General features: G+C 71.3%; 20 protein-coding genes. 10 read left to right on the top strand and 10 right to left on the bottom strand.

Going from position 1 to position 17,996, the window contains the following annotated elements; translation table 11 throughout:
- Positions 1-11 precede the first annotated feature (11 nt).
- Both OG349_RS34380 and OG349_RS34375 read left to right on the top strand, forming a co-directional pair.
- Complete coding sequence (locus tag OG349_RS34380; protein ID WP_327238339.1) at positions 12-1,268, top strand: sialidase family protein; 1,257 nt, start codon at positions 12-14, stop codon at positions 1,266-1,268.
- A gap of 38 nt (positions 1,269-1,306) precedes the next feature.
- Positions 1,307-1,939 carry a TetR/AcrR family transcriptional regulator gene (locus OG349_RS34375; RefSeq protein WP_327238338.1) on the top strand — a complete coding sequence of 211 codons (633 nt, stop codon included), beginning with the start codon at positions 1,307-1,309 and terminating at the stop codon, positions 1,937-1,939.
- 39 nt (positions 1,940-1,978) lie between these two features.
- Here OG349_RS34375 and OG349_RS34370 read toward each other — a convergent pair whose 3' ends face one another.
- Positions 1,979-3,238, bottom strand: a complete 1,260-nt coding sequence (locus OG349_RS34370) for a copper resistance D family protein (protein ID WP_327238337.1) — start codon at positions 3,236-3,238, stop codon at positions 1,979-1,981.
- Positions 3,239-3,360: 122 nt separating this feature from the next.
- Positions 3,361-3,894 carry a chloramphenicol phosphotransferase CPT gene (cpt, locus tag OG349_RS34365; RefSeq protein ID WP_327238336.1) on the bottom strand — a complete coding sequence of 178 codons (534 nt, stop codon included), beginning with the start codon at positions 3,892-3,894 and terminating at the stop codon, positions 3,361-3,363.
- 116 nt (positions 3,895-4,010) lie between these two features.
- Between cpt and OG349_RS34360 the strand changes: the two genes are divergently transcribed.
- Together OG349_RS34360 and OG349_RS34355 are read left to right on the top strand one after the other, a co-directional pair.
- On the top strand, positions 4,011-4,415 hold the full coding sequence (locus OG349_RS34360) for an AraC family transcriptional regulator (protein ID WP_327238335.1): 405 nt from the start codon (positions 4,011-4,013) through the stop codon (positions 4,413-4,415).
- 98 nt (positions 4,416-4,513) lie between these two features.
- Entirely contained in the window at positions 4,514-4,924 is a 411-nt protein-coding gene (locus tag OG349_RS34355; protein WP_327238334.1) for a VOC family protein, read from the top strand.
- A gap of 126 nt (positions 4,925-5,050) precedes the next feature.
- Here the strand turns inward: OG349_RS34355 and OG349_RS34350 are convergent, their stop codons facing one another.
- Both OG349_RS34350 and OG349_RS34345 read right to left on the bottom strand, forming a co-directional pair.
- Positions 5,051-5,446 carry a hypothetical protein gene (locus OG349_RS34350; RefSeq protein WP_327238333.1) on the bottom strand — a complete coding sequence of 132 codons (396 nt, stop codon included), beginning with the start codon at positions 5,444-5,446 and terminating at the stop codon, positions 5,051-5,053.
- Between the two features lie 158 nt (positions 5,447-5,604).
- Complete coding sequence (locus tag OG349_RS34345; RefSeq protein WP_327238332.1) at positions 5,605-6,087, bottom strand: hypothetical protein; 483 nt, start codon at positions 6,085-6,087, stop codon at positions 5,605-5,607.
- 30 nt (positions 6,088-6,117) lie between these two features.
- Between OG349_RS34345 and OG349_RS34340 the strand changes: the two genes are divergently transcribed.
- The 5 genes from OG349_RS34340 to OG349_RS34320 all read left to right on the top strand — a co-directional run bounded on the left by OG349_RS34340 (position 6,118) and on the right by OG349_RS34320 (position 9,741).
- A complete protein-coding gene (locus OG349_RS34340; RefSeq protein WP_327238331.1) occupies positions 6,118-6,342 on the top strand; it encodes a hypothetical protein in 225 nt (74 codons plus the stop codon).
- A gap of 41 nt (positions 6,343-6,383) precedes the next feature.
- The gene (locus OG349_RS34335) at positions 6,384-6,620 is read left to right on the top strand and encodes a helix-turn-helix domain-containing protein (protein WP_327238330.1); all 237 of its coding nucleotides are present in this window, start codon (positions 6,384-6,386) and stop codon (positions 6,618-6,620) included.
- Between the two features lie 143 nt (positions 6,621-6,763).
- Positions 6,764-7,387 (top strand): FMN-binding negative transcriptional regulator, encoded by a 624-nt coding sequence (locus OG349_RS34330; protein ID WP_327238329.1) that lies wholly within the window; start codon positions 6,764-6,766, stop codon positions 7,385-7,387.
- Positions 7,380-8,894 carry an amidohydrolase gene (locus tag OG349_RS34325; RefSeq protein WP_327238328.1) on the top strand — a complete coding sequence of 505 codons (1,515 nt, stop codon included), beginning with the start codon at positions 7,380-7,382 and terminating at the stop codon, positions 8,892-8,894. Before OG349_RS34330 ends, OG349_RS34325 begins: the two co-directional genes overlap by 8 nt.
- Positions 8,895-9,069: 175 nt before the next feature.
- On the top strand, positions 9,070-9,741 hold the full coding sequence (locus OG349_RS34320; protein ID WP_327238327.1) for a ThuA domain-containing protein: 672 nt from the start codon (positions 9,070-9,072) through the stop codon (positions 9,739-9,741).
- Positions 9,742-9,788: 47 nt separating this feature from the next.
- Here the strand turns inward: OG349_RS34320 and OG349_RS34315 are convergent, their stop codons facing one another.
- The 5 genes from OG349_RS34315 to OG349_RS34295 all read right to left on the bottom strand — a co-directional run bounded on the left by OG349_RS34315 (position 9,789) and on the right by OG349_RS34295 (position 15,901).
- Positions 9,789-10,349 (bottom strand): isochorismatase family protein, encoded by a 561-nt coding sequence (locus OG349_RS34315; protein ID WP_327238326.1) that lies wholly within the window; start codon positions 10,347-10,349, stop codon positions 9,789-9,791.
- Between the two features lie 70 nt (positions 10,350-10,419).
- Positions 10,420-12,717, bottom strand: coding sequence for a beta-glucosidase (locus OG349_RS34310; RefSeq protein ID WP_442806445.1), 2,298 nt, complete (start codon positions 12,715-12,717; stop codon positions 10,420-10,422).
- A gap of 116 nt (positions 12,718-12,833) precedes the next feature.
- Positions 12,834-13,652 (bottom strand): carbohydrate ABC transporter permease, encoded by an 819-nt coding sequence (locus OG349_RS34305; RefSeq protein WP_327238324.1) that lies wholly within the window; start codon positions 13,650-13,652, stop codon positions 12,834-12,836.
- The gene (locus OG349_RS34300) at positions 13,649-14,587 is read right to left on the bottom strand and encodes a carbohydrate ABC transporter permease (RefSeq protein ID WP_327238323.1); all 939 of its coding nucleotides are present in this window, start codon (positions 14,585-14,587) and stop codon (positions 13,649-13,651) included. The genes OG349_RS34305 and OG349_RS34300 overlap by 4 nt, the downstream gene beginning before the upstream one ends.
- 15 nt (positions 14,588-14,602) lie before the next feature.
- Positions 14,603-15,901 carry an ABC transporter substrate-binding protein gene (locus OG349_RS34295; RefSeq protein ID WP_327238322.1) on the bottom strand — a complete coding sequence of 433 codons (1,299 nt, stop codon included), beginning with the start codon at positions 15,899-15,901 and terminating at the stop codon, positions 14,603-14,605.
- Between the two features lie 140 nt (positions 15,902-16,041).
- On the opposite strand from OG349_RS34295, the gene OG349_RS34290 reads away from it, so the two are divergent.
- Complete coding sequence (locus tag OG349_RS34290) at positions 16,042-17,067, top strand: LacI family DNA-binding transcriptional regulator (RefSeq protein ID WP_327238321.1); 1,026 nt, start codon at positions 16,042-16,044, stop codon at positions 17,065-17,067.
- On the opposite strand, the gene OG349_RS34285 is transcribed toward OG349_RS34290, so the two are convergent.
- The gene (locus OG349_RS34285) at positions 17,064-17,981 is read right to left on the bottom strand and encodes an aminoglycoside phosphotransferase family protein (protein ID WP_327238320.1); all 918 of its coding nucleotides are present in this window, start codon (positions 17,979-17,981) and stop codon (positions 17,064-17,066) included. The genes OG349_RS34290 and OG349_RS34285 overlap by 4 nt on opposite strands.
- Between the last annotated feature and the right edge of the window lie 15 nt (positions 17,982-17,996).

Below are 17,996 nucleotides of genomic sequence, written 5' to 3'. Positions count from 1 at the left end.
TGGGAGCGCCCGTGCCCGTACCCTCTCCGCTCACGCGCGGAACCGTACTTGTGGCGCTGGCGGCCCTCCTGTGCGGTTGCGTCAACTTCACCCGCGCGGCGGAGCGTTCGGACGGCGGGGCGGCCCGCTGCGAGTCGTCCGTGGTCTTCCGGTCCGGGACCGGCGGCTACCACACGTTCCGTATACCGGCTGTGGTCACCACACCCCCCGCCCCCGACACCCCCGACACCCCCGGTACGCTCGTCGCCTTCGCCGAAGCCCGCCGGCACTCCAAGGCCGACGCCGGTGACGTGGACGTCGTCTCCCGGCGTTCGACCGACGGCGGTTGTACGTGGTCTCCCGTACGGGTCGTGTCCGACGCCGGCACGGACACGGTGGGCAACCCGGTCCCCGTCGTCGTCCCCACCACCGGCCGCCTGGTGCTCGTGACGTGCCGCAACGCGGCGACCGCCACCGAGAGGACGATCCTGGAGGGAAAGCGGCCCACCGCGTCGCCGGGGCGCCGGGTCTACGTCCAGCACAGCGACACCGCCGGACGCACCTGGTCCCCGCCCACGGAGATCACCGACCAGGCCACGAGGCCGGACTGGCGCTGGTACGCCACCGGCCCCGGCCACGGTCTCGCGCTGACCCACGGCCCGCACACCGGACGGCTCGTCGTGCCGGCCGACCACTCCACCGCACCACCCGCCGACAGCCCCGACTCCGGCGCGGAGCCCGGGTACTACGGCGGACACGCCCTGCTCAGCGACGACGGCGGCGCCACCTGGCGCATCGGCTTCGTCGACCGCACCCCCGACGGCCACATCAACGCCAACGAAACCACCGCCGCGCAACTCCCCGACGGCCGCGTCTACTTCAACACCCGCGACCAGCGTGGCACCGCCCCGGCCTCCCGCGCCGACGCCTACAGCAGCGACGGCGGAGAAACCCTGGACGCGCCCTTCGCCCCCACCGAGGACGTGACCGCACCCCTCTCCGAAGGAAGCGTTCTCCAGACCCAACACGGCGGACTCGCCGGCCCGCTCCTGCTGTCCGCGCCCGCCGGCCCCAAAGCCCGTACCGACATGACCGTGCGCTCCAGCGACGACGGAGGCCTCACCTGGAGCGGTGGCCTGCGGCTGACCACGGACCCCGCCGCCTACTCCGACCTGGTCCAGGTCGGCCCCGGCACCGTGGGCGTGCTCTACGAGACCGGCCGCCGCACCCCGTACGACACCATCACCTTCACCCGGCTCCCCCTGGACCGGCTCCGCGCCACGAACTGATTGGTTCATCAGTTCTGGGATGCCCTAGGCTGAGGCGCATGCAGCAGCCGACTCCCCCGCCCGCCAACCGCTTCGAACGCCGCAGGGCGCACTCCCGTCGGGCCCTGATCTCGGCGGCGCGCCGGATCCTGGCCGAGACCGGGGACACGGCGGTGAGCATCCAGCAGATCTCCGAGCGGGCGGACGTCGGCTTCGGCACCTTCTACAACCACTTCGACACCAAGACCGCCCTGTTCGACGCGGCGGTCGCCGACGCGCTGGAGGAGTACGGCCAGCTCCTCGACAAGGTGACGGAAGGCATCGACGATCCGGCGGAGGTGTTCGCCACCAGTGTCCGCCTCACTCTCCAACTGTCCGCCACCCACCCGGAGATCACCCAGATCATCCGCTTCCGCGGGCTGTCGCACGTGCACACCGACACCGGCCTCGCGCCTCGCGCACTGCGCGACCTGGAGATCGGCAAAGCATCCGGCCGGTTCAGCATCGACGACCCCGAGGTCGCGCTGAGCGCGATCGGCGGCGCCCTCATCGGACTGCTCCAGCTCAACACCGTCAGCGAGATCGGGCCGGGGGCCGGCGAGCAGATGGCCGAGCTGCTCCTGCGCATGCTCGGCCTGCCACCCGACGAGGCGTCGGACCTGGCCACCCGCCCGCTGCCCTTGTTGAGCTGAGGACCCTCTCCGCGTCGAACCGAGGAGGACCCTCTCCGCTCACGCCTGGGCGAAACCGCCCGGGTGGTCGGTCGCCGCGACGGCGGCGGTGCGGCGGCGGGCGAGAACCCCGGAGATCCAGTAGCCGCCGAGCATCACGGCGATGACAGCGAGGGTCTCCGCCGTGCCCCATTCCCAGGTGGACAGGCTGACTTCCTTGTCGGGGAGCTTCGGCAGGTCGTCCAACCCGACCGTGGAATGTTTGGCCGCGTCGGCCTGGAACGCCTGGTTGCGGGCCGAACCGTGCAGGAACGGGGCGACGAACAGAAGCGCCGTTCCGAGCAGCGCCTCGGCGGTGACCACCAGGGGGAACTCCCGTACGAGGAGAGTACGGAGCGGGCGTTCGTCACCGGCGGCGCGCAGCGCGTCGACACGCGGGTGCAGCCAGAACTGGTTGAAGACGCCGAGCAGCAGCAGAGTGCCGAAGATGAGGATCTTCACGCCCAGCACGCGGCCGTACATGGTGGAGAGCAGTTGGGACGGGCCGTCGACGTGCTCCCAGTAGAGGAACAGACCCGACAGCGCGACGGCGGCGACGCAGCTCATCGCGGCGGCGGAGAAGCGCCGGATCACCGGGGACCAGAAGGCGCCCCGGTCGGCGGGCGCGACCACGCGGGAAGTGGCGAGCAGCGCCAGCCCCGCCAGACCGCCGAGCCAGACCGCGCCGCCGAGCAGATGCAGCATCCACATGACGGTCTCGAAGGTGGTACGGCCCCAGTCCGCCGGCACCTCGTCCGGGAACTTGGTGGTACCGAGGGCGATCGCCCCCGCACCCAGTCCGAGCGGGAGCAGCCACGGCCGGGCGGGGCTCGCGGCCACGCGGCGTACGGCCAAGGGGGCGACCAGTGCGGCGCCGACCAGGACGAGAGTCACTTCCAGTCCCGACAGACGGCCGGCATTGGTGCCGTCGAAGAGCGTGTTCCACGCGGCGCCGTAGTCGTAGCCGGCCTGCCCCGACTCCCCCGCTCGGTCTGCCGCCGCCTCGTGGGCGAGGCTGGTGAGCACCGCCGGGACGGCCAGGACGCCCAGCACCACCGCCGCGCGGGAGAGCCGTACCGTCACCGCGGCGAGCGTGTCCGATCCGATCCGGCGGGCGACCGGTCCCGCCGCCACCAGCGCGAGGGCGACCACGCCGACAAATCCCATCAGGGTCACCCAGGTTGCCCAGGTCACGGCGGTGTCCTCGAACGGACCGAGGGGGGTGGACGGCGCGGCCGCGGCGAGCGGCGAAGCGGGGTGCGATGGGCTGAGCAGGGGCATGGGTGGCCGTCCTCGTGCGCGAACTCCGAACAGCGGGCGCATTAGGTTAGGCATGCCTAAGTTATCTGGTCAATGTGTGCGATGCCGCACCGGCCGGCGAGGTGCCCCTCCGTGCGGCTGCCTCACTTCACGTGTGCGGCGATGACCCGCGCACAGTCCAGGGACTCCGCGTGGGTGGTGTCGACCTCCAGGTCGTAGACCACACCCCGGTGGACCACCTCCGCCTGCGACGCGGCCATGCCCGGCGCCCGGTCCCCGCGGGCGATCCCGCGGGCCTCGGCGACCGCGGTCTCGCACCTGACGCCGACCCACAGCACATCCAGTCCGCCCAGCGCCTTCCGCCACCGCTCCTGGGACTCCGGTCCGCCGAGGAAGACGTCGTCGACGATGACCCCGGCGCCCGCGCGCGCCATCGCGGCGACTCCCTCCATCCAGGCAGCCTCAAGCCTCAGGAACTCCGCTCCGACGTGCACACCGCCGTCCGCGGCGAACTCGATGCCCGCGTCGGTGGACCGGAGGGAGGCGGGCATGGCATCGACCAGCGAGTCGATCGCGGCGGCGAGCCACGGGTCCGGCAGCACCGCCTGAAGACACCGTACGATCCCGGACTTGCCCGAGCTGGACCCACCGTTCAACACGATCACCTGAGTTGTCACCAGGTCACGGTAGAGGCAACCACCACGGCACCCGAAGCGATTTTCGCCGAGACCGCAGCGGTCCCGCGTACCGGCAAGGCTGTCGCGACAGCGGAGAGGCGTGGTGTGATGGCTCCGTGAGCCGGGCCGCAGAAGAGACCAACCGTCGCATGCTCCGGGCACGGGACGCGATGGACCACGCGTACGCGCGACCGCTGGACGTGCCGACCCTGGCCCGGATCGCCCTGGTGTCGGAGGCACACTTCGCCCGTACCTTCCGGGCCACCTTCGGCGAGACGCCGCACCGCTACCTCCAGCGCCGCCGGGTCGAGCGTGCGATGTTCCTGCTGCGGGACACCGACCGCAGTGTGACGGACATCTGCTTCCAGGTCGGCTTCGGCAGCCCGGGGACCTTCAGCCGTACGTTCCGCGACATCGTGGGCCGGTCCCCGAGGACGTACCGCAAGGAGGCCAGGGACGCGGCCGTGGGCACGGCTGTACCCACGTGTTTCACGATGGCGTGGACCCGGCCGAGCGCCTGACCGTCTCCACCGCCTGTGGCATCCGTACGGCCGTGGCATCCGCCGAACGAGCAGTTTTGGATAAGTTTCCGTCCGACCCGGCCGGTAGCGTGACACACATGTTCAACGCGATCACACACTCACAGATCTACGTCCTCGACCAGGACGAAGCCCTCGACTTCTACGTCGGCAAGCTCGGCCTGGAGGTCAACGCCGACATCGACATGGGCTTCATGCGCTGGCTGACCGTCAACGTCCCGGGTCAACCCGACCGCCAGATCATGCTGGAGAAGCCGGGTCCCCCGGCGATGTCCGAGGAGACGGCGGGGCAGGTCCGCGAGCTGCTGACCAAGGGCGCGGTCGGCGGACACCTCATCTTCAGCACGGGCGACTGCCGCAAGACGTACGAGACGCTGGTCGGCCGGGGCGTCGAGTTCACGGAGGAGCCGACCGACCGCCCGTACGGAATCGACTGCGGCCTCCGCGACCCCTTCGGCAACCACATCCGCTTCACGGAGCCGAAGGCCTGAGGTCCGAGCGTCCGGATGGTCCGGGGAATCCGGACGGTCCGGAGAGCCCCGACCTGGCCCGTGCCCAGGGACGGTCCGGAGAGCCCCGACCTGGCCTGTGCCCAGGACGGGCCGATGCCGAGCGATTCAGGCCCGTCCCTGCCGGACGTCGAGGCAGGGGAGCACGCGGCGCGGGACCATGACAAGTCGGACAGTACGACGCTGCGCCGGCTGCGCGAGACACTCGGTCCGCTCGTCCTCCAGGTCGCGTGTGCGCCGTACGGCGAGGACGTCCTCGCCGGACAGCAGGTGATCCACGACCCCGACGAGCCGGTGCCCGACCAGCCGGGCGGTCTCCTGCTGCTCGTCGGGGGCGCGCCGGGGCGGGACGAGTCGCTCCGGGCGATCCGGGACGCGCGGGACGCGCCGTACAGCGCGGTTGTCGTCAAGGCGCGCGGGGCCGACCTCACCCGGGCGGTCAGCGCCGCCGAGCCGGCCGGCGTGGCGCTGCTCGTCGCCCCGGACGACATGCCCTGGCGCCACTTCGACAGCCTGGTCACGGCCGCCGCCGGCGTCGTGGGGCCGGCCGGGACCGCCTATCCCTCGATCGGCATCGGCGACCTGTTCCCGCTCGCCAACGCCATCGCCTACCAGGTCGGTGGGGCGATCACGATCGAGGATCCGCGCGGGCATGTGCCGGCCTACTCCAACCTGCCGCACCAGGAGATCGACGACATCCGGCGGCAGGGCATCCTCGGCCGGCGGACGCCGGACAGGCCGACCAACATCGACGAGTACCGGCGGGTGTGGCGCGCCGAAGGGCCGGTGCGGTTCGTCACGCCCACCGGCGACCATGTGAACCGGCTGGCGATCGCGGTACGGACGGGGCCGCAGCTCCTCGGGCTGCTGTGGGCGCTCGACGGGACGCCACCGCTCGGCGAGGGGGCGGAGGCCGCCCTGGAGGAGCCTGCGAAGATCTCGGCACTGCACCTGCTCAGGGCCCGCAGCCGGCGCGACCCTGACCGGTGGAATCGTGCCGAGGCGCTGGTGTCGCTCCTGGACGGCACGGTGTCCGGGAACACCGCAGCCGCCCGGCCGGCGATGGCCGTCGACACGCCCGTCTCCGTCCTGGCCATCGCCCAGGCGGCTCCGGAGGACATGCCGGGCCTGGGCAGTGCCCGCATCGTCGACCTCGTCACCCTGTACTGCGAGGCGTGGCACCCGCAGGCGTGTGCACGGCGGCCCGCGGTCTTGTGTACGCGCTGCTGCCGACCCGTACCGATGCCGGTGCCGGTGCCGAGCAGCGGGTGGTCCAGTTCGCGGAGAGCGTCGCGGCGACGGTGGAGCGCAGCACCGGCCTCACCCTGCACGTGGGGATCGGCACGAGCAAGGTCGCCACCGTCGCCGACGTCCGCAGCCGGGTGCTCTGCTGGAACTGACCGAGCACGGCGCCGCGTCGGACGATCCGACACCCGGTCCGGTGCAGGCGATCATCGAGCACGACCGGTCCCGCGCGACCACGTACGCCCCGTCGCTGCCGGCCTACCTGGATGCCTTCGGCGAGGCGCTCCCGGCAGCGGGACGGCTGGGCGTCCACGAGAACACCCTGCGCTGCCGGATCCGACGCGTCCAGGAGCTGTTCGGCCTGGACCTGGACGAACCGGACACCCGGCTGGTCACCTGGCTCCAGCTGCGCCTGCACCAGATCACGAGCTGACCGGCCACCGACGGGCAGGCAGGCGCACGGTTTGTCGGCGCCGACAGATCGTGTCCTCCTTTTTGCTCCGCCTCCATGATTCGGTTGTCCAGCGCCCGCCTAACGTTGTCCGGGACGACAAACCCGAGCCCTGGGGGACAGCGATGCTGGATCAACAGATCTACGCCCTGACCGAACCGACCGCGTTGCGGACCCTGATCGAGGCGCACGGCTGGGTGACCCTGGTCAGCGCCCTCGGTCACGGCGACCCGCAGATCTCGCACCTGCCGCTGATCATCGAGCCGGACGAGGACGGCCTGACCGTGGTCGGACACCTGGCACGTACCGACGCGCTGCGGCACGAACTCGGCGCACACGACGTGGCCGTCGTGGTCGAGGGCCCCAACGGCTACATCTCCCCCAGCGTGTATCAGGTGGGCCCGCACGTGCCGACCTGGAACTTCGTCGTCGCGCACCTGTACGGCCGCCCCACGCTGCTCGGTGCGGAGGAGACGTACGACGTGCTGCGGCGCACGGTCGACCACTTCGAAGCGGTACGGCCCCGGCCCTGGCGGCTGGACAGCGTCAGGGAGTACGCCCGCGCGATCGCCGGGCACACCACCGCGTTCCGGCTGCGGCCGTCCCGGGTGGTGGGCAGGCGCAAGCTCAGCCAGGAGGAGCCGCGTGAGGTCGCGCTCCGCGTGACGGACGCACTGGACGGCGAGGCCCCGCACGCCGACCCCGCTCTCGCCGAGGCCATGCGGCAGGTGCTGGTGCCCGGTGAGTGACACACGCGCCCCCTCCGAAGAGGCCGCCGCCCCGCTGGTGCTGCGCCGGATACGCCTCGGCTCCGGCGGACCGGTCGGCGACCTCGTGCTGACCGGCGGCCGGATCACCGCCGTCGGTACGGACACCACTCCGCCTCCCGGGGCCGAGATCGTGGACGCCAGGGGCCTCACCGTGCTCCCCGGCTTCTGGGACGCACACGTGCACAGTGTCCAGTGGGCCAGCGCGCGCCGCCGCGTCGACCTGTCCGGGGCAGACTCCGCACGCGCGGCGGCGGACATCATGGCCGCCGCCGCGCGCGACGGGCACCACACACCGGACGAGCCGCTCATCGGGTTCGGCTTCCGCGACGGGTTGTGGCCCGACGCGCCGGATCCCTCGCTGCTCACGTGGTCCGAGGGCACCGGTCATGCCGTGGCGCTCGTCAGCAACGACCTGCACACGGCGTGGTTCGGCCGGGCCGCCCTGCTCCGGATCGGCCAGCCTGGCCACCCGACCGGCGTGCTGCGCGAACAGGCGTGCCTCGACGGGGTGGCGCGCCTCGCCCAGGCGGGTCCCGAGGTGGTCGACCGCTGGGTCCGGGACGCCGTACGCGCCGCCGCGGCCCGGGGCGTCGTCGGCCTCCTGGACTTCGAGTACGCCGACAACATCGCCGACTGGTCCCGCCGCGCCTCCGCCGCGCCCCTGGACGTCCGTGTCAGCTGCTCCGTCTATCCGAGCCATCTGGAGCGGGCGATCGAGGAGGGCCGGCGGACCGGCGACGTGCTGCCGGGCACCGGCGGGCTGGCGCGCGTCGGTCCGCTCAAACTCTTCGTGGACGGCTCGCTCAACACGCGGACCGCGCTGTGCGCCGATCCGTATCCCGGCGCCGCCAGGCCCGGGGAACGGCACGGCATTCTCCAGACCCCTCCGGAGGAGCTGGCGCGGCTCATGGCGCGCGCGGCCGCGCACGGCATCCACTCCGCGGTGCACGCGATCGGTGACCGGGCCAACACCCTCGCCCTGGACGCGTTCGAGGAGGTCGGCTGCCCGGGCCGGATCGAACACGCCCAGCTGATCAACCGTGCGGACCTCCCCCGCTTCGCCACGCCGGGGCTGGTGCTGGGCATCCAGCCGGCCCACGCCCCGGACGACCGGGACATCGCCGACCACCACTGGGCCGGGCGGACCGACCGGTCGTACGCGTACGCCGAGTTGCTCCGCGCCGGGGCGACGCTGGAGTTCGGCTCGGACGCACCGGTCTCCCCTCTGGATCCGTGGTACGGCATCGCGGCAGCCGTGCACCGTTCGGGTCCTGACGGACGCGACCCGTGGCACCCCGAGCAGGCGATCGGCCTGGACGACGCGCTCGCGGCCGCCTCCGGCGGGCGGCGCGGACTGCGGGTCGGGGACCCCGCCGACCTGGTGCTCACCGCGTACGACCCGGCACGTCTGTCCGCGCGCGAGCTGCGGGACATGCCGGTGTCCGGCACACTCCTGGCCGGCCGATGGACGTACCGCACGGGCTGACGAAGCCACCCGGTCCCGTGGCGGACCGAGGTCACGGGCCGGTGCGATCCGGCGTCCCCCGGCCGGCGGGAATCCCCGCGCCCGCCCCGGGGTTGTCGCCGACCGGACGGACTCGGCAGCGGTCTCCCGGACGTTGCGGGACGATCCGTCATGAGAGAGGAAGAGGGAGGACGGGATGACCAACTCGACCCACGTCGTCGTTCTGAGCGGTGAGGGGCAGCACTCCGATCCATGGCACCCGCTCCAGGAGACGAGCGCCGCGCTGGCCGGGGCACTGGGCGAGGAGAACGAGGTCACCGTCGTGACCTCCCTCGACGACCTCGGTGCCCGGATCGGGAACGCCGACGTGCTGGCCGTGAACGCAAGCGCCGACCGCTCGGAGCCGGTCCCCGACGACGCGGCCTTCGGACACCTTCTCGACGGTTTCCTCGCGCGCGGCGGCGGCCTGCTGGCCATGCACAGCTCCGCCGTCGCCTTTCCGGGCCTGCCGACCTGGCGGTCCGCACTCGGCGGGACCTGGAAGCCCGGGACAAGCTTCCATCCCCCGATCGGGCGGACCCTGATCCGAAGGAGCACCCCGCAACACCCCCTCACCGAGAACCTCGAAGAATTCTGGATCTTCGACGAGCGTTACACCGACCTGGACTTCGTACCGGACGTCGGGATCTCCCCTCTGTACGTGCACACGGAGAACGGCGCGACGCATCCCCTCGTTTGGACCCGCACGGCCGGGGAGAGCCGCGTGCTGTACGACGCCCTGGGCCACGACGTCAGGTCGTTCGAGGCCCCGGAACACGTCGAACTGCTCCGCCGCGCCGTGCGGTGGCTCGGCCCGCGCCGACCGTAGGAAGCGCGCGGGCGGTCACGGGCGGCCTTCGCGCCGGCGCACCGCATTCAGGAGGTGCCGGCGAAGTCCACGTCCTTGGTGACCACCGTCCCGGCCGTCCGCCCCGGGGCCGTCTGGAAGCTCCAGTACAGGTTCGTGTGCGCGATGACCTGGTCCGGCGGCGGCGCGCCCCACTGCGACTTGTCCCCCGTGGTGTGGGCGTCGCCGACCAGGGTCGCGTCGTACCCCCTGGTCAACGCGCCGTGGAGGGTCGAGCGGACACACGCGTCGGTCTCCGCGCCGACCACCACCAGGCGCCCGACGGCGAGGTCCGACAGCACGGTCTCCAGGGTGGTGTCCTCGAAGGAGTCGCCGTACCGCTTCTCGACACGTGGCTCGGCGTCACCCGGCGCCAGCTCGGCGGCGATCCGCCAGTCGTCGCTCCCGTGCTCAAGGTCCTCGTCGGAGTGCTGGACCCAGACCACGGGCACCTGCTCCCGCCGCGCCCTCTCGACCAGGCCGCCGATGTTGGCCACGATCGCGTCGCGCTCGTGCGCCCCCTCGACCACGCCTTTCTGCACGTCGACCACAAGCAGTGCGGTGTTCGGCCGGTTCTCAAGCGTCGTCATGACTCTCCTTGCTCACGCTGGACTGATCCACGAATCCACCGTAGACCCGACCACTGACAACGGACCTGGTTCAGGTGCGCGCGACGGTGAAGCGGGCATGCAGTTCGCGCGTGTGATCCACGTGTCTCGGTCCGCCCGTCAGTGTCACCACGGCCGTGAACCTGATGTCGGTGCTGGACGCCGCCAGCCGCAGTTCCAGCTGCCCCGGCTCCACGACCCGGCGTCCGTCCCTGCCGGTGAAGGACGCCAGGTCCGCGGGCACCGTGACGCCGACCCTCGCCGACTCCCCCGGGTCGAGCGCGACCCGTACGTATCCGATCAGCCGCTGGACCGGCTGGACGACCGAGGCCACCGGGTCCCGCAGGTACAGCTGGACCACTTCGTCCCCCGCCCGCTCACCGGTGTTGCGGACGGTGAAGGCCAGGCTGACCGTGCCGTCGGTGGGTACGGCGGGCGTACGGTCCCCGTCCCCACCGGTGTCGAGGTCCGACCAGGAGAACGTGGTGTACGTCAGACCGTGCCCGAATCCGAAGGCCGGGGTGGGGTCGATGCTGGAGACCTCACTGGCCATGGCCAGCGGGGCGGCCAGATAGGTGGAGGGCTGGGCGCCCGCCAGCCGGGGAACGCTCACGGGCAGCCGCCCGGAGGGGGTGATCCGGCCGCTGAGCACCCCGGCCACCGCGCCGGTGCCCTCCTGGCCCGGGAAGAACGCCTGCACGACCGCCGCCGCCTCACGGACCGCCCGGCCCAGGGCGTACGGCCGGCCGGCCAGCAGTGTCAGCACCACCGGTGTCCCGGTGTCGAGGAGGGCGTCGAGGAGCTGTTGTTGTACGCCGGGCAGGGCGAGGCTCTCCGCGTCGCAGCCCTCCCCGCTGGTGCCGCGGCCGAACAGTCCGGCCCGGTCCCCGAGCGCGGCGACGACCACGTCCGCCGCACGGGCCGCCTCGACGGCCTTCTCGAATCCGCCGGTGTCCATGGTGTCGACGTCCGCCCCGGGGACGGTGGTGATCTCGCTGCCGGGGAATTCGGCCGCCAACGCCTGCCGGAGGGTGGGCAGTTCGATGCCTGTGGGCGTGCCGGGGTGCTGGGCCCCGACGTGCACGGGGAAGGAGTAGCAGCCCAGGACAGCCGTCGGGGTGTCGGCCTGGGGGCCGACCAGCGCGATCCTGGCGGGGCGGCCGAGCGGAAGCGTGCCCTGGTTGCTGAGCAGGATGACGGCCCGCTCCGCCAACCGGCGGGAGATATCCCGGTGTTCGGTACGGTCCAGGCTGACGGTCCCGCGCAGGTGTTCCTTGTCGCCGAGGACCCGTGGATCGACGGTGGCGAGGGCCGGGGGCACCGGGCTCCAGGCCGGGTCGAGGAGGCCGAGCGCCTCCTTCTGGGCCAGGACACGGCGTACCGCGCGGTCGACCACGGCTTCCGGCACCCGCCCCGACGACACCAGGTCGCGCAGCGGTGTCCCGAACGTCTTCACGGTCGGCAGTTCGATGTCGACCCCGGCGGTCAGCGCGGCGGCGGCGGCCTCGCCCCAGTCGGCCGCGACTCCGTGCAGGGACGAGAGGAAGGCGATGCCGAAGTAGTCGGCCACCACCGTTCCCGTGAAGCCCCAGGTGTCGCGGAGCAGTCCGGTCAGCAGGTCCTCGTCGGCCGCGCAGGGCACGCCGTCGGTGTCGGTGTACGCGTGCATGACGGACCGTACGCCGCTCTCGCGCACCGCCATCTCGAAGGGCGGGAGCATGACGTCGGCCCGCTCCCTGGGTCCCATGCCCACGGGTGCCAGGTTGCGCCCGCCGCGCGAGGCCGAGTACCCCACGAAGTGTTTGAGGGTGGCCACGACCCCCGCGGCCTCCAGCCCCTTGATGTAGGCGACGGCCGTGGTGCCGACGAGGTAGGGGTCCTCGCCGATGGTCTCCTCGACCCGCCCCCAGCGGGCGTCCCGTACGACGTCGAGGACGGGGGCGAGCCCTTGGTGCACGCCCACCGACCGCATGTCGCGTCCGATGGCGCGGGCCATCTCCTCGACCAGGGCGGGGTCGAAGGCGGCTCCCCAGGACAGCGGGACCGGGTAGGTGGTGGCCCCCCAGGCGGAGAACCCGGCGAGGCATTCGTCGTGGGCCATGGCGGGGATGCCGAAGCGGTTCGCGGCGACGACGCGTTCCTGCGTACGCATGAGCGACAGGGCTCCCAGGGCGGAATCGACCGGGACGGTGCCGAAGGGCCGGGTCAACTGGCCCAGTCCGTAAGGCAGTAGCGCGTCGAGCGTCGGTGGCTCGTCCATGTCGTGCTGGTGGGGCGCCACTTCGGCACCGTCGTTGGAGGCGCCGGCCCACAGGCCGTAGAGCTGGGCGAGCTTCTCCTCCAGGGTCATGGCGGCGATCAGTTCCTCGACGCGTGACGGGGCAGGAGACGCGTCGGACGCGCCAAGTCGTAGGAAAGGAACGGGATCCGTGCTGTCGGAGCGGGTGTCGGCGGTCACGTTGGGGATCACTTTCCTCCGACGCCCATGAGCCCCTGGACCAGGGCGCGGCGGGCGAACAGGTAGACGAGCAGGACCGGCACGGTGGAGAGGACCACGGCCGCCAGCAGGCCGGGGATGTTGATGCCGTACTGGGTCTGGAAGTTGTACAGCCCGAGGGTGAGCACCTTGGTGTTCTCGGACTGGGTGAGGACCAGGGGGAAGAGGAATCCGTTCCAGGCCTGGAGGGCGGAGAAGACCACGATGGTCGACAGTCCGCCCTTGGAGAGGGGGACGACGAGTTGGAAGAACACCCGGCGGGTGTCGGCGCCGTCGATGGCCATGGCCTCGAACAGTTCGTCGGTGATGTCACGCATGGTGCCGGTGAGGATGAGCGCGCAGACGGGCAGACAGAACGCGGCGGTCGGCAGGATGACCCCGATGAGGTGGTCGTAGAGGCCGGCTTTGCTGATGACGTAGAACATCGGGACGATCACCGCCTGCGCGGGGACGGCGAGCCCGAGCAGGAAGAGGCGGAAGACACGCGGTCCCGACCGGCCGCGGTGGCGGACGATCGAGAAGGCCAGCGGGGGGACGAGGAGGAGCACGATGACCACCACGCTGGTGGTCACGATGACGGTGTTGAGGAAGTAGCGGCCGAAGCCGTTGGAGAAGTCCTCCGTGTAGTTGGACAGGCTGAAACCGCGCGGGAACGACAGGGGGCCGCCCGCGGTGTACTCCGCGCGGGACTGGACGGTGGCGCCGAGGAGCACGTACAGCGGCAGTCCGACCAGGCAGAGCCACAGCAGAGCGCCGGCGCCCGCCAGGTAGTTGGGGGTGCGCCTCATGAGAGTCCGTCCTTTGTACCGGCCATCTTGTCGTAGCCGGAGACACGCACCACGACGAGCGAGATGAGGGTCGCCACGAGGACGAGGAGCAGCGCGATCGCGGCGCCCGCCCCGAAGTCGAAGCCCTTGAAGGCCTTTTGGTACATGTAGAAGGCCGTGATGGTGGTGTCGGTGCCCGGTCCGCCCTGGGTGAGGATCAGGACGGTGTCGAAGGTGGTGAGCCCGCCGACGACCATGAGGATCACCGACGTGATGATGGCGTTGCGCAGTTGCGGCAGGGTGATGTGGAAGAACTGGCGTACGGTCCCCGCCCCGTCGATGGCGGCGGCCTGGTAGAGGACCACCGGTACCGCCCGCGCGGCCCCCTGGTAGATCAGCGCGTGCAGCGGGGTGAACTGCCAGGTGCTGACGAGCACGAGGACGCCGATCGCGCCGGTCCGTGATCCCAGGAGGTTGCCGTCGCCGAACAGCCAGCGGGCCTGCGCGGGGACGCCGAAGTTGGGGTCGAGCAGGGCGCGCCACAGGACGGACACCGCGGTGGCGGAGAGCAGGAGCGGGACGAAGAAGACGGCGGACAGGACGGCGCGGTTGCGCTGGGGCCCGGCCGCCCAGACACCGAGCAGGATGCTCAGGGGCGTCTGGACCGCCACACCCAGCGCGGTGAGCAGGACGCTGAGCCAGAGACTCTTGATCATGACCGGGTCGTGGAACAGCGTGGTCCAGTTGTCGAGGCCCGCGAACTCGGGTGAGCCCAGACCGCTCCAGCTGGTGAAGGAGAGCACCGCGACGAGAACGAGCGGCACGAGGGCGAACAGGACGAAGAACAGGGTGGCGGGCAGGGCCCAGCCGATACCGGGGCGGGCGACTCCGGGCGGACGCCCTCCCCGGCCGGGCAGGGCCCGGGCGCGCCGGACCCGGGAGGCGGTTGCGGTCATGATCAGGTCAGCCCTCTACGCGGTGGTCAGGGCCTGCATGGCCTTGATGAAGCCGTCGGCGTCGAGGCTGCCGTTGAAGAACTGCTGGACGGCCTGGTGGATGGGGGTGATGTTCTCGGGCGCGTACGCCTGGTCCCAGGAGAGCTGGAACGACGGAGCTTTGCTGACCAGGTCGAGCTGGTACTTGAGGTAGTCGGGGTTGGCGGCGCCGGCGAGGTGCTTCTCCGTGGTGGTCGTGGTGGGCAGGTTCCCGATGGAGAGCTGCGAGGTGACGAACGCGTCGGAGTACATCAGCTTGAGGAACTTCGCTATGGCGTCGGCGTGCTTGGTCTTCTTGGTGACGGAGTAGAAGTTGTTGGTGTTGCCGACGATGCCGGCCGCGTCGCCCTTGCCGCCCTCGACGGTCGGGAAGGCTCCGTACCCGAGGTCCTTCTTGGCGAAGTCGGGGCTGGCGTCCTGCTGGGTCGAGTACTCCCACGAGCCCATCAGCTCGAACCCGGCCTTGCCGCTGGCCAGCAGGGCGGCGGAACCGCCGTCGGTGAACTTCACCGAGTCGTAGTTGGTCCCGAAGGCCTTGGCGTCGATCAGCTCCTTGAGCATGCTGAGCGCCTTCCTGCTGTCGGGACTGTCCCAGGCGTCCTTGTCGCCGGCCAGGGCCTTCTCGAAGAGTCCGGGGCCCGCGACCCGGTCGTACAGGTACTCGAACCACATCAGCGTGGGCCACTGGTCCCCGCCGCCGAGGGCGATCGGGGTGACGCCCTTCTCCTTGAGCCTGCTGACCGCCGTGAGCAGTTCGGCCCAGGTCGCGGGTGGCTGTACGCCCGCGTCCGCGAGCACCGCGCGGTTGCTGAAGAGCAGGACGGGCTGGGTGCCGCGCATCGGCACGCCGTACGCCTTGCCGTCGACGACCGCCGTGTTGAAGACCGAGGGCAGGAAGTTCGACTTGAGGCCGGGGTCCTTCTTGATCATGTCGTCGAGCGGCAGCAGCAGACCGGCCTTGACGAAGGGCTGGATGCTTCCTCCGCCCCAGTTGAAGAAGACGTCGGGGGCCTGCGGGGTGTTGATGACCGTCTGGAGCTTCTGCTGGTAGTCGGCGCCGGGAACGGTGTCGAGCACGGCCTTGACGTCCGAGGTCTTGTTGAAGGTCGCGACGATCTCCTTCTCCACCTTGTTCGCCGCGTCGCCGTAGACGAGTACGTGGAACTCCTGGGACCCGCCGGCGCTGCCGCCGTCACCGCAGGCCGTCAGGGACAGACCCATCACGAGGGCCGCGCCGCCCGCCACGCACCGGGCGAGTCGTATGCGTATCTTCATCGAATGACCTCTCGAAAGTATCGGCCACATTGCCGAAAGTCTCTTGGCGGGCGACCGTAGAACGCCCGCAAGAAGCGGTCAACAGCACGGTCGGGCCGCTACCAAACCGTTACCAAGCGGCGGTGCCCTATCATTCGGCCATGCGTGATGACAGGAGTGCAGGCCGAGTGACCCTCGCCCAGGTGGCTTCGCAAGCCGGAGTTTCCCTTTCGACAGTTTCGAAGGTCCTCAACGGGCGCGCGGACGTCGCGGCCCCGACACGGGTCAGGATCGAGGGACTGCTCGACGAACACGGGTACCGGCGCTCGGCCCCCACGCCGCCGGACGCACCCCTGCTCGAAATCGTCTTCCACGAGCTGGACAGCGCCTGGTCCATGGAGCTGATCAGGGGCGTGCAGAACGTGGCCAAGGCCACGGGGATGAGCGTGGTGCTCACGGAGACCGGCACCCGGCACTCCCCCGGCGCCGACTGGGTCGAAGGGGTGCTGCGCCGCCGGCCCCTCGGGGTGGTGCTGGTCTTCTCCACGCTTCCCGACGAGCTGAAGAAGAAGCTGTGGTCCCGCGCGATCCCGTTTGTCATCATCGATCCCGCGGGTGACCCCGAGCCGGACGTGCCGTCGGTGGGCTCGGCGAACTGGGCGGGCGGGCTGGCCGCGACCCGCCATCTCATCGAGCTGGGTCATCGCCGGATCGCCGTCATCACCGGGCCCGAGGACATGATCTGCTCACTCGCGCGCCTCGACGGCTTCCGTTCCGCCCTGGGCATGGCGGGGCTGGAGGCGGATCCCGCGCTCATCCGGTTCGGCGACTTCCACGTCGGGTCGGGTCACGCCCACGCCATGGATCTGCTGAGCCGTCCCGACCGCCCGACCGCGATTTTCGCCGGCAGCGACCTCCAGGCCCTGGGCGTGCTGGAGGCGGCCCGGGTCCTCGGTCTCCAGGTACCGGAGGATCTGTCCGTCGTGGGGTACGACGACATCCCGCCCGCCCAGTGGTCGAGCCCCGCGCTGACGACCGTCCACCAGCCCCTGGTGGAGATGGCCGAGGAGGCGGCGCGCATGCTCCTGCGGCTGCGGGACACGGATCAGACCGACGCGCGCATCGAGCTGGGGACCAGACTGGTCGTCAGGAACAGCACGGCGGCCTTCCGCGCGGACACGCCCTAGTTCGGCGCACCACCGTCCGGGTGGGCGAGCACTTCACGGATCACCCGGCGCCCGATGCCATGCATCACCGGGTCCGTGTGCCGGTAGTACGAGACCTCCATCAGGGCGATCGACAGCGCCCAGCCGCGACCGCGCGCCCAAGCCGCGTCGTCCGCTTCCACGGTGGTGTGGAAGACGTCGCGCGCCGCGCCGCCCAGCAGGTACCAAGCCGGGATCAGGTCGACGGCGGGATCGCCCAGGCCCATGCAGCCGAAGTCGATGACGGCGCTGAGACGTCCCTGGGCCGTCAGTACGTTGCCGGGCTGGAGGTCCGCGTGGATCCAGACGGCCGGGTCACGCCACTCGGGTGCGCGCAGGGCAGCCTCCCAGACGGCCGTCGCCGCCCGCGCGTCGACGATCCCGTGCAGCTCGTCGATCGCGGCGCGGGTCGCGGTGTCCCTCGCGGCCAGGTGTTCGCTTCGGTAGGAGGGAGGGCCGTCAGTGGGATCGATCCGCCGCAGGGCGCGGACGAACTCCGCCACGTCCCGCGCGAACAGGCCGGTCCGGCCGGCGCCGCCGACGGTCAGGGTCTCCCCCTCCAGCCACCGGTAGACGGACCAGGCCCACGGATAGTCCGCCGCCGGCCTCCCTTTCCCGAGGGGTACGGGAACGGCGAACGGGAGCGAGGGGGCGATCCGCGGCAGCCACCGGTGCTCCCTGTCCACGTCGGCGGCGGCCGCCTCACGGCGGGGAAGGCGCACCACCATGCCGTCGCCCAGCCGGTACATGGCATTGGACGTCCCGTTGTCCACCCGTACGACCGGCAGATCCGCCCACTGCGGGAACTGCGCGGCGAGCAGTCGCCGTACGAGAGACGCGTCGATGTCCGCCTCGTCGGCGTGCAACGTGCCGGCGTGCGACGTGTCGGCGCACATGGAACCTCCTTGGCC

The organism is Streptomyces sp. NBC_01317 (genome assembly GCF_035961655.1).
Lineage (GTDB): Bacteria > Actinomycetota > Actinomycetes > Streptomycetales > Streptomycetaceae > Streptomyces.
Note: the sequence above shows the minus strand (reverse complement) of the source record. Positions and strands in the feature narration are given on the sequence as shown.